The organism is Micromonospora sp. WMMC250, from assembly GCF_027460215.1.
GTDB lineage: Bacteria > Actinomycetota > Actinomycetes > Mycobacteriales > Micromonosporaceae > Micromonospora > Micromonospora taraxaci.
This window is the reverse complement of the sequence record NZ_JAPZBJ010000002.1, coordinates 3,238,920-3,253,198: the sequence shown is the minus strand read 5'-3', so window position 1 is coordinate 3,253,198 and position 14,279 is coordinate 3,238,920. Positions and strand designations below refer to the sequence as shown.

General features: G+C 73.2%; 12 protein-coding genes. 7 read left to right on the top strand and 5 right to left on the bottom strand.

What is annotated here, in order from left to right; all coding sequences use genetic code 11:
* Window positions 1–94 precede the first annotated feature (94 nt).
* From O3438_RS14235 to O3438_RS14220, 4 genes are read left to right on the top strand one after another with little or no spacing between them, the layout of a single operon-like run.
* Window positions 95–3,277, top strand: a complete 3,183-nt coding sequence (locus tag O3438_RS14235; RefSeq protein WP_269680432.1) for an ABC transporter permease — start codon at window positions 95–97, stop codon at window positions 3,275–3,277.
* The gene (locus O3438_RS14230; protein ID WP_269680431.1) at window positions 3,274–5,982 is read left to right on the top strand and encodes an ABC transporter permease; all 2,709 of its coding nucleotides are present in this window, start codon (window positions 3,274–3,276) and stop codon (window positions 5,980–5,982) included. The genes O3438_RS14235 and O3438_RS14230 overlap by 4 nt, the downstream gene beginning before the upstream one ends.
* A 1-nt stretch (window position 5,983) precedes the next feature.
* Window positions 5,984–6,979: an ABC transporter ATP-binding protein gene (locus O3438_RS14225; protein ID WP_269680430.1), complete on the top strand. Its 996-nt coding sequence runs from the start codon at window positions 5,984–5,986 to the stop codon at window positions 6,977–6,979.
* Between the two features lie 17 nt (window positions 6,980–6,996).
* Window positions 6,997–7,716 carry an ABC transporter ATP-binding protein gene (locus O3438_RS14220; RefSeq protein ID WP_269683644.1) on the top strand — a complete coding sequence of 240 codons (720 nt, stop codon included), beginning with the start codon at window positions 6,997–6,999 and terminating at the stop codon, window positions 7,714–7,716.
* A 343-nt stretch (window positions 7,717–8,059) separates the two neighbouring features.
* Here the strand turns inward: O3438_RS14220 and O3438_RS14215 are convergent, their stop codons facing one another.
* From O3438_RS14215 to O3438_RS14200, 4 genes are all read right to left on the bottom strand, one after another.
* Window positions 8,060–8,542, bottom strand: a complete 483-nt coding sequence (locus tag O3438_RS14215) for a hypothetical protein (protein WP_269680429.1) — start codon at window positions 8,540–8,542, stop codon at window positions 8,060–8,062.
* A 63-nt stretch (window positions 8,543–8,605) separates the two neighbouring features.
* Window positions 8,606–9,058, bottom strand: coding sequence for a GNAT family N-acetyltransferase (locus tag O3438_RS14210; RefSeq protein ID WP_269680428.1), 453 nt, complete (start codon window positions 9,056–9,058; stop codon window positions 8,606–8,608).
* Between the two features lie 22 nt (window positions 9,059–9,080).
* Window positions 9,081–10,652 carry an alpha/beta hydrolase gene (locus O3438_RS14205; RefSeq protein ID WP_269680427.1) on the bottom strand — a complete coding sequence of 524 codons (1,572 nt, stop codon included), beginning with the start codon at window positions 10,650–10,652 and terminating at the stop codon, window positions 9,081–9,083.
* Between the two features lie 58 nt (window positions 10,653–10,710).
* On the bottom strand, window positions 10,711–11,826 hold the full coding sequence (locus tag O3438_RS14200; protein WP_269680426.1) for an ATP-dependent DNA ligase: 1,116 nt from the start codon (window positions 11,824–11,826) through the stop codon (window positions 10,711–10,713).
* 136 nt (window positions 11,827–11,962) lie between these two features.
* On the opposite strand from O3438_RS14200, the gene O3438_RS14195 reads away from it, so the two are divergent.
* From O3438_RS14195 to O3438_RS14185, 3 genes are all read left to right on the top strand, one after another.
* A complete protein-coding gene (locus tag O3438_RS14195; protein WP_099851492.1) occupies window positions 11,963–12,175 on the top strand; it encodes a hypothetical protein in 213 nt (70 codons plus the stop codon).
* A gap of 129 nt (window positions 12,176–12,304) precedes the next feature.
* The gene (locus O3438_RS14190; protein WP_269680425.1) at window positions 12,305–12,727 is read left to right on the top strand and encodes an SRPBCC family protein; all 423 of its coding nucleotides are present in this window, start codon (window positions 12,305–12,307) and stop codon (window positions 12,725–12,727) included.
* An 83-nt stretch (window positions 12,728–12,810) separates the two neighbouring features.
* Window positions 12,811–13,314, top strand: coding sequence for a DUF1990 family protein (locus O3438_RS14185; RefSeq protein WP_269680424.1), 504 nt, complete (start codon window positions 12,811–12,813; stop codon window positions 13,312–13,314).
* Between the two features lie 30 nt (window positions 13,315–13,344).
* On the opposite strand, the gene O3438_RS14180 is transcribed toward O3438_RS14185, so the two are convergent.
* The gene (locus O3438_RS14180; protein ID WP_269680423.1) at window positions 13,345–14,265 is read right to left on the bottom strand and encodes a DNA-3-methyladenine glycosylase family protein; all 921 of its coding nucleotides are present in this window, start codon (window positions 14,263–14,265) and stop codon (window positions 13,345–13,347) included.
* Window positions 14,266–14,279: the final 14 nt, after the last annotated feature.

The window sequence follows — 14,279 nt, the reverse complement described above, 5'->3', positions numbered from 1 at the left end:
CCCGTAATAACGATCAAGTAACGGGCGCGAACCTTTCCCGGTAGGTGACCTGTCTTGATGGTCGTCGGCCCGCCAGGGCCAGGGGAGGCGTCGGATGAAGCTGGTGTGGAGGCGGGCCCGCGAGGCGCGAGGGCTGCTGGTTGCCGCGGTGATCGCCGCCCTCGTCGCCGTCGCGTTGGTCACCGGGCTGTCTGACTACAACCGGCGGGCGGTGGACGCCGGGCAGCGGGCCCTCGTCGCCGCCTCGCCGGCCGAGGAGCGCGGGCTCCTGGTCAGTGGGTCCGGTGGACGTGACGCGGCGGAGTTCGCCAACCGGGACAGGGCGGTCCGGGCGGAGTTCGCCGACGGGCTCGCCGGTGCGCCGGTCACCGTCGCCGCCGGCAGGTACGGCACCGGCCGGGAGCTGACCGGAGACCTCGGGCAGGTTCCCCGCCCGGACGACGAGCCGGTCTTCGCGAACCTGGCCACGCTCGAGGACCTCGCCGGCCACGCGGAGTTGACCGCCGGAGCCTGGCCCCGCCCCGGCGCGAACCCCGTCGAGGTGAGCCTGCCGGAGCGGGTCGCCGGCACTCTCGGCCTCACCGTCGGCGAACGCATCCCGGTGCGCGACCGGGCCACCGAACGACGCGGTGAACTGGTGCTCGCCGGCACCTGGCGGCCCCGCGACCCGACCGAGACGTACTGGCTGCTGGCCCCCGGAGTCGGAGCGGGCAGCGCCGGTTCCGGCACCTCGTACGGGCCGTTCACGCTCGACCCGGCTGACTTCGTCACCACGTTCCCGGGCTCGGTGTCGGCGTCCTGGCTGGCCCAACCGGACCTCGGCGCCGTCGACACCGCCGACCTCCCCGCCGTGCGGAACGCCCTCACCGAGGCGACCACCGCGGTGCCCGAGGCAGCTCAGCTCGGCAGCTCCGGGCAGGTGGCGACGAAGATGGAGACGCTGCTGGACCGGATCGGCCGCGCCGACCTGGTGGGTCGTTCCTCGCTGGCCACCCCGTTGCTGCTGATCCTGGTGCTCGGTGGGTACGCGCTGGTGCTGGTCGCAGCCCTCCTGCACGAGGACCGCCGCCCGCAGACCGCGCTGCTGCGTGCCCGCGGCGCCGCCCGCCGGCAGTTGGCCGGCCTGGCCGCCCGGGAGGCGACCCTGGTGGTCGCCCCGGCCGCCGTCCTCGGTCCGCTGATCGCCGGTGAGGCGCTGCGGTACATCCGACCCGGCGGGTCGGCGTCCCTCTACACCGCCGGCGGTAACACCACACTCCTCTGGGCGGCAGCGGCGGCCACCGCGGCCGGCTGCCTGGTCGCCATGGTCCTCCCGACGCTGCGCGGCGCCGGCACGTACGTGGCCGACATGGCTTCCCGGTCCCGGCCGAACCGGTCGGCGAGCGTCCAACGCGCCAGCGTCGACCTGGTGCTCGTGGCGCTCGCCGTCCTCGCCTGGGTGCAGCTCCGCCGGTACGCCTCGCCGCTGGCCGGATCGGGCGGCCAGCTCGGGCTGGACCCGCTGCTGGTCGCCGCCCCGACGCTCGGCGTACTGGCCGGTGCCGTGCTGGCGCTGCGGGTGCTCCCGCCGCTCACCCGGTTCGCGGAGCGCTTCGTCGACCGACGTCCCTGGACGGCCACCATGTTCGGCATGTGGCAGGCCGGTCGGCGTCCGCACGCCGGCCCGGTCCTGCTGCTCGCCCTCGCCGTCGGCGGCAGCACCCTGGCCTGGTCACTGATCAGCACGGGCGAGCGGTCCCAGGTCGAGCAGGCCGGATACACGGTCGGCGCCGACGTCCGGATCACCGAACGGGCCGGTGTCGCCCCGCCGAACAGGGCCGCGCAGCTCTCCGCGCTGCCGAGCGTGGACCGGGTGCTGCCGGCCTGGCGGGACGAGGTGCGAGTCGGTCGGCAGAACCTGCCGGCGACAGTGATCGGTGTCGATCCGGCCAACGCGCCCGGGACCGTCCGCCTCGCCGACCGCCTCGCCGACGGGCCGGTCTCGGAGCAGTACCAGCGGATGGTCGGCGCGCGGGCAGCGGCCGGGGGCGTCGAGCTACCCGAAGGCACCCGCACGATCACCGGCACCGTCCGTACGCCGGTGGGCAACGCGTACGAACCGCACCAGATCGCGGTGGCGCTGCTGGTCACCAGCACGGAAGGCCTCGCCTTCCGGCTGCCGGCGGTCGCCGCCCCCAGCGACGGGCGGGCCACCCGCTTCACGGTCCAGCTACCCGACGTCGGGGGAGCACGCCTTCGGGTCGCCGGGTTCGAAGCCGACGGCGGGCGGGTGGCCGGCGACTCGTACGGGTTGCAGCTGAGCGACCTGAAGGTGGTCGACGCGGCGGGTACGGCTCGCCCTGCCGAGCTCACCGGTGAGTGGGCGACGACCTGGGCCCGCGGACCGCGCCTGCCGGTGACGGTGAACGGCAGCGGATTCGTGACCACCCGCCCGGTGGAACGGCAGCCGGAGTGGGGGCGTATGGACCAGGAGTCGACCCGGTTCGTGGTCGTGCCGGCCCCGAAGGCGGCCGTGCCGGTGCTGATGACCCCCCAGGTACGCGAGGCGCTGAGCCTGCGCGTCGGCGACACCGTCGACCTCACGCTCTCCGGAGCGACGGTGCCGGTGCACCTGATCGGTGAGCTGAGCGCCGTGCCGACCACCACCGCGGCCGGCGTGCTGCTGGACCTGCCCGCGGCGGTCGACACGCTGATCCGTACCGACGGGACGGTGCGGCAGGTGCCGGAATGGTGGATCGGAGCCACCGACCCGACGGCCGCCGCCCGGGCGGCCAGCGAACTGCCGGGCATCACGGTGCTCAACCGGGAGGCGGTCATGGAGGCGGCTGCCGACGACCCGTACTGGCAGGGCTCGCGTACCGGAATGCTCGCCGCCGCGCTCGGCGCGGTGCTGCTCGCCCTCGTCGGCCTGATGGTGGACGTGTGGGCCACCGCCCGTCGGCGGCTCGGCGAGTTCGCGGTGCTGCACACCCTCGGCGCGACGCCCCGGCTGATGGCCCGGGCGCTGCTGGCCGAACAGACCTTCCTCGCCGGAATCGGCGTGGGAGTCGGGTTGCTCCTCGGTGCCGCGGTCGGCGCGACCATGGCCCCACTGGTCATCCTCACCCCGGCCGCCGGCCGACCGATTCCCCCGGCGACGTTCGTGTTGCCCTGGGTTCCGATCGGTCTGACGGCGGTCGGTCTGCTGCTGGCGGCGCTCGCCTTCAGCGCGTTCATCGCCACCGGCATCCGTCAGCGGGTGGCGGCGGTGCAGCTGCGAATCGGGGGAGAACGATGAGCGTCGGCGCGGCCGTCCGGCGGGTCCGGACGTACGGCGGGCAGTTCCTGCTCCTGGCGGTGCTGACCCTGGTGGTCACGCTGCTGATCAGCGGGGTGCCCCGACTGGTCAACCGGCTTGCCGAACAGGGGCTGCGGGCGCAGCTGGTCAGCGAACCGGCTGCCCGCCGGGACCTGTCGTACAGCACGGGGGTGGTCGACGCTCCCCCCACGGCGACGGTCATGGGCAAGGCCCGGGAACGGTTCGACGCCCTGGCCGCGACGATGCCGTCGCAGGTGCGTTCGGCGGTGTCCGAGCGGTGGTACAGCGCGGACATCACGCCGGCCCGGGTGGTCGGACCGGACCTCAAGGCCCGCAACCTGCTGGTCGACCTGGGCCTCCGGACCCTGCCCGACATCCAGAACGCCAGCACACTCGTCGACGGGGCGTGGCCCAGCGAGACGTACGTGCCGGACCGGCCGATCGAGGTGGCGCTCGACGTCGACGTGGCACGCAAGCTCAACCTGCGGTCCGGCAGCCAACTGAGCATCGGCAACACCGACGACAAGGGCCGACTCCTCAACGGCGTCCCGCTGGTGGTGTCCGGGCTGTTCCGCCCGGTCGATCGTGCGAACGGCATCTGGGACGGTCTGCCGCAGCTGCTCCAGATCATCGAACCGGTCGGAGACGGCCAGCCGTTCACCATCGTCGGCGTGGTCGCGCAGTCGACCCTCAACAAGCGCGCCGCCGAGGGCTGGCCGGTCCAGTCGAACTGGCGGTACCGACCGGGTGTCGACCAGATCGACGCACAGAACCTGGACCAGATGATCGACGGTTTGCAGCAGATGCAGCGCGAGAAGCCGGCGGACCTCACGTTGACCCAGGGCATCGACGTTCCGTTGCGCGCGTTCGCCGCCCAGATCGACGCCGCCCGGACCCTGCTCGCGGTGATCGCGGCCGGCGTACTGGCCACCCTGGCGGGACTCATCGTGCTCGCCGCCAGCCTCGCCATCCGCCGGCGCCGCTCCGAGTTCGTGCTGCTGCGTGCCCGCGGTGGCGCGGCCACCGCCGGCGCCCGCCGCAGCCTCGCCGAATCGGTGCTGGTGGTGCCCGTCGCCGCCGCGCTCGGCTGGTGGCTGGGGACCCTGTTCCCCGGTGCCCCGGACCCGACCGCGCCGTACATCGTCGGGGCGACAGTGCTCCTCACGCTCGCACTGCCGCTGGCGACGTTGGCCGTACCGGCCGGCGGGGCGTCCCGACGGGACCTGGTCCGGGTACGCCCGTCGGCCCGTCGGCTCACCGTCGAGGTTTCCCTGCTGCTGCTCGCCGGACTCGGCGCGGTGCTGCTGCGCCGGCGTGGCCTCACCCTGGGTGAGGTGGACCCGCTGCTGGTGTCGGTGCCGGTGCTGCTCGCGATCGCCGCCGCGGTGCTCGCGCTGCGGGCGTACCCCTGGCCGTTGTTGCTGGTCAGCCGGCTTGCCGCACGGACCAGGGGCAGCGTCGCCTTCCTCGGCACGGCGCGGGCCGGTCGCGCGGCGGTCGCCGCTCCGCTGGTCGTCGTGGTGCTGGCGATCGGCACGGCCGCGTTCTGCGCGGTCGTCGCCGCCGGAGTCGACGCGAGCCGGGACCGGGCCGCCGAGCGGATCGTGCCGGCCGACGCGGTGATCCGCGGCGAGCGCTTCGCCCCGGACACGATCGACGAGCTGGGTCGCCTGCCCGGGGTGCGGGCCGTCACCCGGGTCGTCTACCAGGAGGACGAGCGGCTGGCGTCCGACGAGGTCGGCACCGACGCGCGGCTCGCCCAGACGGACGTGCTGCTGGTCGACGGGTCGGGACTGGACACTGTGGCCCGCGAATCCCAGGTGGACCTGCCGGTGCCGGACGCGGTACGCACCGCCCGACCCGGCCCGGGGCCGGTGCCCGCGATCGTCTCACCGGCGGTCGCCGCCGACCTGGCCAAGGCCGGGCTGGGCGATTCCGCCTTCATCTCGGTGCAGGGGCAACGGTACGAGTTCCGGGTGGCCGGCACCGAGGACGATTTTCCGCTGGTGTCGGAGAACGCCGATCGTTTCGTGATCCTGCCCTGGCAGGCACTTCCGGAGCGGACCACCACACCCGCGCCGTCCAGCCTGCTGATCGCCGGCGACTCGCTCGACGCGGAGGCGCTGCGCCGGGCCGGCGACCAGGGACAGGAGCGCTATCAGCGCAACGGTGCCTTCAGCGGTCGGGACCGGCTGATCGGGGTCACCGTGAACACCCGGGCGGACGTCCGCCAGGATCTCGGTGACGGCGGGGCGAACGGCGTGCTGGCATTCGGTTTCGTGGCCGGTGCCGTCGGCGGCAGTGTGCTCGGGCTGCTCGCCATCGCGTTCACGGTGCTCGCCGGAGCGCGCGCCCGGGGCCAGGTGCTGTCCCGGCTGCGGACCCTCGGCCTGTCCCGCCGACAGTGGCGTGGGCTGCTGTTGGTCGAGTTGACCCCGCTGGTCGCGGTGTCGGTGCTGACCGGTGCGCTGGTCGGCGCGGTGCTGCCCCTGTTGCTCAACCCGGTGCTCGGCCTGTCCGCGTTCACCAGTGGTGTGCCGGTTCAGGTGGCCTTCGAGCCCAGCCTGGTCGCCGCGGTGCTCGCGCTCGGGGCGGTCGCCCTCGGCTTCGCGGTCGCCGTCGAGGCCTTGAACAACCGCCGGTTGCGCCTCGGAGAGGTGCTTCGGCTCGGAGAGGAGAGCTGAGATGACCGCTACCGCCCAGACTCCACTGGTGCCGGACCTGGCCGCCCTGCAACAGCGGGCAGCGCAACGCGCCGCCGAGCGGGCCGGTGGGCAGGACCGACTGCGTGGCCACATCGTCTGTGACGGCCTGGTGCGCATCTTCAAGACCGAGGGGGTGGAGGTGGTCGCCCTACAGGGGCTCGACCTGGTCATCGACCGGGGTGAGCTGGTGGCGATCGTCGGCGCTTCCGGCTCGGGCAAGTCGACCCTGCTGAACATCCTCTCCGGTCTGGACACACCGACCGCCGGCATCGCCCGGGTGGCCGACTACGACCTGCTCTCGCTGTCCGCCAAGCGGCGGCTGAGCTACCGGCGGGAGCTGGTTGGGTTCGTCTGGCAGCAGACCGGTCGCAACCTGTTGCCGTACCTCAACGCACGGGAAAATGTCGAGCTGCCGATGGAGTTGGCCGGCAAGCTGGGCCGGAAAGCGCGCCGGCAGCGGGCTACCGAACTGCTCGACATGGTCGGCGTGGGCTACTGCGCCGACCGGCGGCCGGGGCAGCTCAGCGGCGGCGAACAGCAGCGGGTCGCGGTGGCGGTGGCAGTGGCCAACGACCCGGAGGTGCTCTTCGCCGACGAGCCGACCGGCGAGTTGGACGAGGCGACCGGCGCGGACGTCTTCGGGGCGCTGCGCACCATCAACGCCGAGCTGGGCGTGACCATCGTGGTCGTCACCCACGACCACGCCGTGGCCACGCAGGTCCGCCGGACCGTCGCGATCCGCGACGGCCGGACCGCCTCCGAGGTACGCCGGACCGCCCGGATCGGCGCGGACGGCAACACGGAGCTGGTCAGCGAGGAGTACGCGGTGCTGGACCGCAACGGCCGGATGCAGCTACCGGCCGCGTTCGTCGACGCGCTCTCGCTGAAGGAACGGGTTCGGCTCGACCTGGAGCCGGACCATGTGCAGGTACGGCCCGGTGACCGGGCTTCGGAGGAGCGGGGGGCACGGGCATGAGCGGTCGGGACCTGGTGATGACCGGCGCGGGCGGTCTCGGTGGTGTGCCCTCGGAGCACCCCGGCGAGGTGGTCCGGGTCAGTGGGGTGAGCCGGACCTTCGGCCGGGGCGAACGCGCCGTGCACGCGGTGCGGTACGTCTCGTTCACGGCCAACCGCGGCGAGCTGGTCGCCGTCCGAGGCCGGTCCGGCGCCGGCAAGACCACCCTGCTGAACATGGTCGGCGGACTGGACCGGCCGGACAGTGGTCAGGTGGTGGTGGCCGGGCACGACGTCACAGCGGCCGGTGAGGCGGAGCTGCTGCGTCTGCGCCGAGGCACCGTCGGGTTCGTCTTCCAGACCTTCGGGCTGGTGCCGATCCTCTCCGCCGCCGAGAACGTGGGCGTGCCGCTGCGACTCGCGCAGGTGCCGGCCGCCGAGCGGGAGGAGCGCGTCGCGGTGCTGCTGGAGCTGGTCGGTCTGGGCGGACACGCGGCGCAACGCCCGTACGAACTGTCCGGCGGGCAGCAGCAGCGGGTCGCGGTGGCCCGCGCGTTGGCCAACGAACCGGACCTGCTCATCGCCGACGAGCCTACCGGTCAGCTCGACTCGGAGACCGGCCGGTCCATCATGGACCTGCTGCGCGCGGTGGTACACGCCCGGGGCATGACGGCGCTGGTCGCCACGCACGACCCGGCCCTGATCGACCTCGCCGACCGGGTGCTCGTCCTGCGCGACGGTCGTTTGGTCGACGGCTGACCGTTGCGCCCTCAGTCCGCCGTCGCTCCCGGGCCGTGGGCCGTCGGCTGCGGGCTTGGTCAGGGGCGGTGGTAGGGGTGTTCGCTTCCTGTAGAGCTGCCCCAGATATGGACCGCTCGGTGGGCGGGTGGCGATCGCCGGTGGGCGCTGTCGTAGGCGCGATTCGTTGCCCCACATCCGGGGCAGCTCTACAGGTACTAGAGGTGCGAGGCCGGTAGTCGAGGTGCGACAGTGTGGCGCGCCGTGCGTGTGGCGTTTCGACGGTCGTTGCGATCACGGATGGCCGTCAGCTCGGGCCAGCGGGTCTACTGCTGGGTGAGCGGTTGATATCTGGTTGTGCGGGTTAATGGTCGGGTTCGGAGGCGGTGCTCAGCTCCTTGTCGTCGGGGAGGGTGCCGGCGAGCGGAATCAGCAGACAGCCCAGCAGAGCCAGCAGGGTGCCGATGCCCGGCCCGGTGCCGAGGAGTTCGTCCTCGACGTAGGGGTCGTTGGCCTCGAAATACCAGAACACCCCCGTAAGGCTGCCGCAGGCGAGCACGTTGGAGACGAGCATGCCCAGGCTGGCCTGCCGCCACACCCAGCGGGTCGGACTGGCGTTGGCCAGCGACAGCACCGCGAAAACGGTGGCGATCACCGCGAACGGCAGCGCCCAGCCGATCACCTCGGTGCCCGGGGTGACATCGGTCCGTCCCGGGTAGACGCTGCGCCAGGCGGGCAACCAGAACGCGACGACGACCAGCAGGACGCCGACCGCCAGGAGCGCTGAGCCAGTCAGTCGCCATGGCGGGCGCGACGGTGCGGCGCCAGGCATCGTCGGCCTGCTCATGGCAACGAACGTAACCCGGTCGGGGCGACGCCGCTGCCCCCGCCGGGCGGGCGTGACGGCGGGTCAGAGCGCCAGCTTCATGCCCTCGTGACTGGCCACGAAGCCCAGGCCCAGGTAGAAGCGGTGCGCGTCCGCGCGGGTCTTGTCGGTGGTGAGCTGCACCAGGGCGCAGCCGCGCTGGCGGGCCTGGTCGATCGCCCAGGTCATCAGGTCCCGGCCCAGCCCCTGGCCGCGACGGTCGGAGCGGATCCGGACCGACTCGATCAGCGACCGCTCGCTGCCGTGCCTCCCGAGGCCGGGGATGTAGGTGATCTGCAGGCAGCCGACCAGTTCACCGTTCTGCTCGGCCACGACGAGGTGGTTGCGCGGGTCCGCGCTGATCTCCGCGAACGCCTTCTCGTAGGCCTCGTCGACAGTGGTGAAATCGCGGGCCTTACCCAGCACGTCGTCGGCGAGCAGGGCGATGACGGCGGGCAGGTCCGCCCGGACCGCCTCCCGGAAGATCATCTCGGTCATGCTGGTGAGCTTGGCATACCGGTCACTTCGCCGGGCAACGCAGTCCCTCCCGGGGGACGGTCAGGTCGAGCAGGTACGCGTCGACGGCGTTGGTGATGCAGGACGTCTGCGGGTAGGCGGTGTGCCCCTCGCCCTCCCAGGTGAGCACCCGGCCGACGCCCAGCATCGAGGCCAGACGCGGGGTCTGCTCGTACGGCGTCGCCGGGTCGCCGGTGGTGCCGACCACCACGATCGGGGGTGCCCCGTTCGCCTTGCCGGTCGGGTACGGGTCACGCCCGCCCGGCCACTCGACGCAGCTCAGCATGCCCACCGCCAGAGCCGGCCCGAACAGCGGATATTTGCCACGCCAATCCGACTGCAACTGTCGGATCTGCTCCCGGCTCGGCTTCTCCGTCTCGTCCGCGCAGTTGATGGCGAGGTTGGCGTCGAACAGGTTCGAGTAGTGGCCGTCGTCCTCCCGGCCGGCGTACGAGTCGGCGAGCCGGAACACGTCCTTCGGGTCGCCCTCGCCCAGCCGGTCGATCGCCTGGGCCAGCTCCTGCCAGCCGGACTCGGTGTAGAGCGAGGAGATGACCGCGTAGAACACCCAACCGGCGGTGGCCTCCCGGCCGTCGCTCCCGCGTACCGGAGAGACCTTGGCCTTGTCGATGGCCGAGGTCACCGCGGCCCGCGCGTCCGGCGCGACTGGGCAGCGGCCGGCGTTCGCCGCGCACCAGCGGCTGAAGTTGGTGAAGGCCCGTTCGAAGCCGCGGGCCTGGCTCTCCGAGCCCTCCACCAGCCGCTGCTGCGGGTCGACCGCGCCGTCGAGCACCAGCGCCCGGACCCGCTGCGGATAGAGCTGGGCGTACGTGGCGCCGAGCAGGGTGCCGTACGAGTAGCCGAGGTAGGTGAGCTTGCCGTCGCCCACCGCGGCACGCACCGCGTCCATGTCGCGGGCGGCCTGCTCGGTGCCGTACAGCGGCAACTGGTCGCCGTACCGGTCGCCGCAGCCGCGCCCGATCCGCTGACTCAGACCGACGAAGTCGTCGAACGCCGCCTGGCTGGACGGGTCAGGGTCGAAGCCGAAGCTGGCGTCCAGGTCGGCGTCGGAGATGCACTTCACCGGGCTGGACCGGGAGACCCCGCGCGGGTCGAAGCCGACGATGTCGAAGCGGTCGGTGATCGAGGTGGGCAGCCCGCCGAACTGGGTGCCGAAGGACAGGTACACGGCGGTGTCGACGCCGGACCCGCCCGGGCCGCCCGGGTTGACCACCAACGAGCCGACCCGGTCACGCTGCTTGGTGGACCGGGCGCGCAGCAGGGCGATCTCGAACGTCTGCCCGGCACCCGGGCCGGCCGTCGCCCCGGCGCCGGTGCCCCAGTCGCGCGGCACCGCGATCCGGGCGCACTCGTAGCGCATGTCCGGAGCACCACGCCCGACCAGTTCGTCGGGCACCTCCGGGCAGGGCCGCCAGGTGGGTGCGCTGCCCGTCGGCGCGGCTTCGCCCTGCACCTCGGTGCGCGGCGCGAACGCCGGCAGAGTGCAACCGGCGGTGAGGAGCGCGGCGACGACGAAGGCGGCAAGGGTGCGCCGGGCCCGGCGACGAGACGCCATCCGAGAACGGTCGGCGGTGCGGGTCACGTGATCCTCCGAGATCGGGTCGACGGCCAGGCTACGCCGAGCCGGTGGCGGCCCGGTCCACGGTGGCCGTCGGATCGCCGCGCAGCACCTGGTCCACATCGAAGCGGATCGGGCGGTCGAGCTGGTCGTAGCGGCAGGATCGGGGATCGCGGTCCGGGCGCCAGCGGACGAACTGGGCGGTGTGCCGGAACCGCTCGCCCTCCATCGCGTCGTAGCCCACCTCGACCACCAGCTCCGGGCGCACCGGCTCCCACTCCAGGTTCTTCGTGCCGGTCCACCGGCTCACGCCACCCGGGATGCGTTGGCCGCGTTCGTGATCGCCGTGCACCCACGGGTGCTCGCCGCCGACGTCCCGGTAGGGCGCCAACTCGTCGAGCAACTCGGCCCGCCGGGCCATGCTGAACGACGCGCTGACCCCCACGTGGTGCAGGACCCCGGAGTCGTCGTAGAGGCCGAGCAGCAGCGAGCCCACCACCGGGCCGGACTTGTGCCAGCGGAAACCGGCCACCACGGCGTCGGCGGTGCGGGCGTGCTTGACCTTGAACATGAGCCGTTTGCCCGGCTCGTACGGCAGGTCGGCCGGCTTGACGATCAACCCGTCCAGCCCGGCACCCTCGAAGACGTCGAACCACCGCTGGGCAGTGTCCGGATCGGTGGTGACCTGGGTGACGTGCACCGGTGGCCGCACCCCGGCCAGCGCCTCGACCAGCCGCTCCCGGCGGCGCGGGTAGGGCTGGTCGAGCAGTGCCTCGTCACCGATCGCCAACAGGTCGAACGCCACGAAGTCGGCCGGAGTGGTCTCGGCCAGCATCGCGACCCGGGACGCGGCCGGGTGCACGCGCTGGGCCAGCAGCTCGAAATCCAGCCGGGGCTGACCGCTCGGCCCGTCGCGCCGGATCACGATCAGCTCACCGTCGACAGCGCACCGCTCGGGCAACTGCCGGCGGGCCTGCTCGACCACCTCGGGGAAGTAGCGGGTCATCGACTTGCCGCCCCGGCTGGACAGCTCGACCTCGTCGCCGTCGCGGAACACGATGCACCGGAAACCGTCCCACTTGGGCTCGTAGGTCACCCCGGGCGTGGTGGGCAGCTTGGGAACGCTCTTGGCCAGCATCGGCTCGACCGGAGGGTTGATCGGCAGGTCCACGGCGACCAGTCAATCAGACGGTACCGACAGCCGTGAGGCAGATCACCGTGGGTCGCGGGGTGGCGTGTCCGCCGCTGCGCCTCCTCGTCCTCAGCGACCGAATCGAATAACCGCAGGTCAGAGCTACTTTCGCGAGGTGTCCGAGTGGGTGTGTGACTGCTGCGGGCGGTGGCGGGTGAGCGTCGAGCTGATCCGGGGCCGCTACCGCTACCGGCTGACCCGCCGTTACCCGGAGCGGTTCGGCGGCGGACGCAACGTGCTCGGCGAGGTCGGTTCGGTGCCGGAGCTGGAGGAGTTGCTGCGTCGGCGTACCCCGTTGAGCCTGGCCGACCTGCGCGAAGCCGCCTGATCCCACCCGCCGGCGCTCCGACGGCCCGGCGGATGACCGACCACCCGGCGGATTCCGGCGTCACGATCCACCCGGCAACCTCGTCTGCATGCGGGGCGGGCCGGACGGTGCCGCCGGGGAGGGGACGCGATGCGGTTCGAGGCCGATACCGAGATCGACGCCGACGTCGAACAGGTCTGGGCGGTGCTCGTCGACGTGCCACGCTGGCCGGAGTGGACGGCCTCGGTGTCCCGCGCCGAGCGTGGCGAGCCGGGACCGCTCGCCGTCGGCGCGACAGCACGACTGACGCAGCCGAAGCTGCGGCCGGCGGTGTGGCGGGTCACCGAGCTGACCGAGCGGCAGGGGTTCGTCTGGGTCTCCGACACGGCGGGCGTGCGGACCACGGCGGAGCACCGGCTGGTGCCGCTGCCCGACGGGCGCACCCGCGTCGAACTCGCCTTCCACCAGTCCGGGGCGCTGGCCGGCCTGATCGGCCGGCTGTACGGCGGGATGCTCCGCCGCTACGTGCGGATGGAGGCCGACGGTCTCAGGCGTCGGAGCGAGCAGGGCTGACCGCCGCCGCCCCCGGCGCCGACCGGTGGCCCGGCCACGCCGACCGTACGCTGGCGGTGTCCGGTCGAGGTCGAGGGGGAGTGGTGGCCGAGCTGACGTACCCGCAGGTGGGAGCGACCCGGCACGGGCCACTGCCCGGCGGCTACCACCACCTGCGCTTCCGGTGCCCGTTGCCGGCCGGCTGCTTCGAGGCCGCGGCGGACGCGGTGCTGAGCTGGCGGCTGCACCGCGCCGCCGGCGTCCGGATGCGTACCGACGCCCCGCGAGCCACCGAGGGAGTGCTGGTGACCGCCGGTCTGGGCGTCGGCCCGGCCCGCCTCTGGGGGCCGTGTCGGGTGGTCTGGAGCGAGGACTCGGCCACGCTCGCCGGCTTCGGCTACGGCACGCTGCCCGGCCACCCGGAGCGGGGCGAGGAGGCGTTCGTGGTCGGCAGCGAGGACGACGGCACGGTCTGGTTCGAGGTACGCGCGTTCAGCGTGCCGGACCGGTGGTTCACCCGTGCCGGGGGTCCGGCGGTCCGGTTCGTGCAGCGCACGTACGCGTGGTGGCTCGGCCGCACCCTGCGCCGCATCTGCTCGGGCCGCTGACGCACCGCCTCGGGCCGCCCGCTGTCCGCCTCAGTAGCGGGCGAACGAGCGGATCGGCGCGCGGGGGCCGTACTTCGGGGCCTGGATGCCGGCGGCCTCCAGCAGCAGACACACCCGACCCCGGTGGCCCCGGAACGGCTCCAGCAGGGCCACCATCCGGGCGTCGTCGCCCCTCGGTTCGCCGGCGAGCGCCCAGGCGACAGTGTTCGGGATGTGGAAGTCGCCGACGCTCACCGCGTCCGGATCCCCGTACGCGATCCGGACGACCTCGGCGGCCGTCCACGGCCCGATGCCCGGGATGGCGGTCAGCCGACGGGTGGCGTCGGCGGAGTCGGCGCTGCGTTCCAACCGGTCGGCGAGCGCTGCGGCGCGCCGCAGCGTGTCCGCCCGGCGTTGCTCGACCCCGAAGGGGTGGAACACCCAGTACGGGGTGGCGGCCACCGCGGCGGCCTCGGGTGGCAGGAGCAGCGGCTGCAACGGGCCCGGTGCCGGTTCCCGGAAGTGCCGCACTGTCGCCGAATACGCCCGGTACGCCTCCTTGCCGGTGACCTTCTGCTCGAAGATCGCGCGCAGCAGCCGGGGGAAGACCTGCCCGGTCGTCGGCATCCGTAGCCCCCGGTGCTCGCGGGCCAGCCGGGCGACCAGGGGATGTGCCGCGGCCAGGTCGGCGAAGCCGGTCAGGTCGTCGCGAAGCCCGGCGATCGCGTCGGCGCGGTCCAGGACGTGCTCGGCGCCCGGCCCGTAGGCCTCCGCGAGCAGCTCGCCGCCGGCCGACCGTAGGGCGAGGGTCGCCGGGCCGTCGGGGGTGCGGGTGGCCCACCAGAAGGTGCCGGCGGCGACCCGGGCGCACGGGTCGTACGGGCTGAACGTGAGCGCACGGACCGAGGCTGCCAGCCGGTATCCGACCGGGGGGCGAAACACCCTGGTCGCGGCGGGTTCGGTAGCGGTCACCCGCCCACTCTGCC

Coding starts and splice junctions, on each gene's coding strand:
- O3438_RS14235 (WP_269680432.1), top strand. CDS start 95: ATGAAGCTGGTGTGGAGGCGGGCCCGCGAGGCGCGAGGGCTGCTGGTT.
- O3438_RS14230 (WP_269680431.1), top strand. CDS start 3,274: ATGAGCGTCGGCGCGGCCGTCCGGCGGGTCCGGACGTACGGCGGGCAG.
- O3438_RS14225 (WP_269680430.1), top strand. CDS start 5,984: ATGACCGCTACCGCCCAGACTCCACTGGTGCCGGACCTGGCCGCCCTG.
- O3438_RS14220 (WP_269683644.1), top strand. CDS start 6,997: ATGACCGGCGCGGGCGGTCTCGGTGGTGTGCCCTCGGAGCACCCCGGC.
- O3438_RS14215 (WP_269680429.1), bottom strand. CDS start 8,542: ATGAGCAGGCCGACGATGCCTGGCGCCGCACCGTCGCGCCCGCCATGG.
- O3438_RS14210 (WP_269680428.1), bottom strand. CDS start 9,058: ATGACCGAGATGATCTTCCGGGAGGCGGTCCGGGCGGACCTGCCCGCC.
- O3438_RS14205 (WP_269680427.1), bottom strand. CDS start 10,652: ATGGCGTCTCGTCGCCGGGCCCGGCGCACCCTTGCCGCCTTCGTCGTC.
- O3438_RS14190 (WP_269680425.1), top strand. CDS start 12,305: ATGCGGTTCGAGGCCGATACCGAGATCGACGCCGACGTCGAACAGGTC.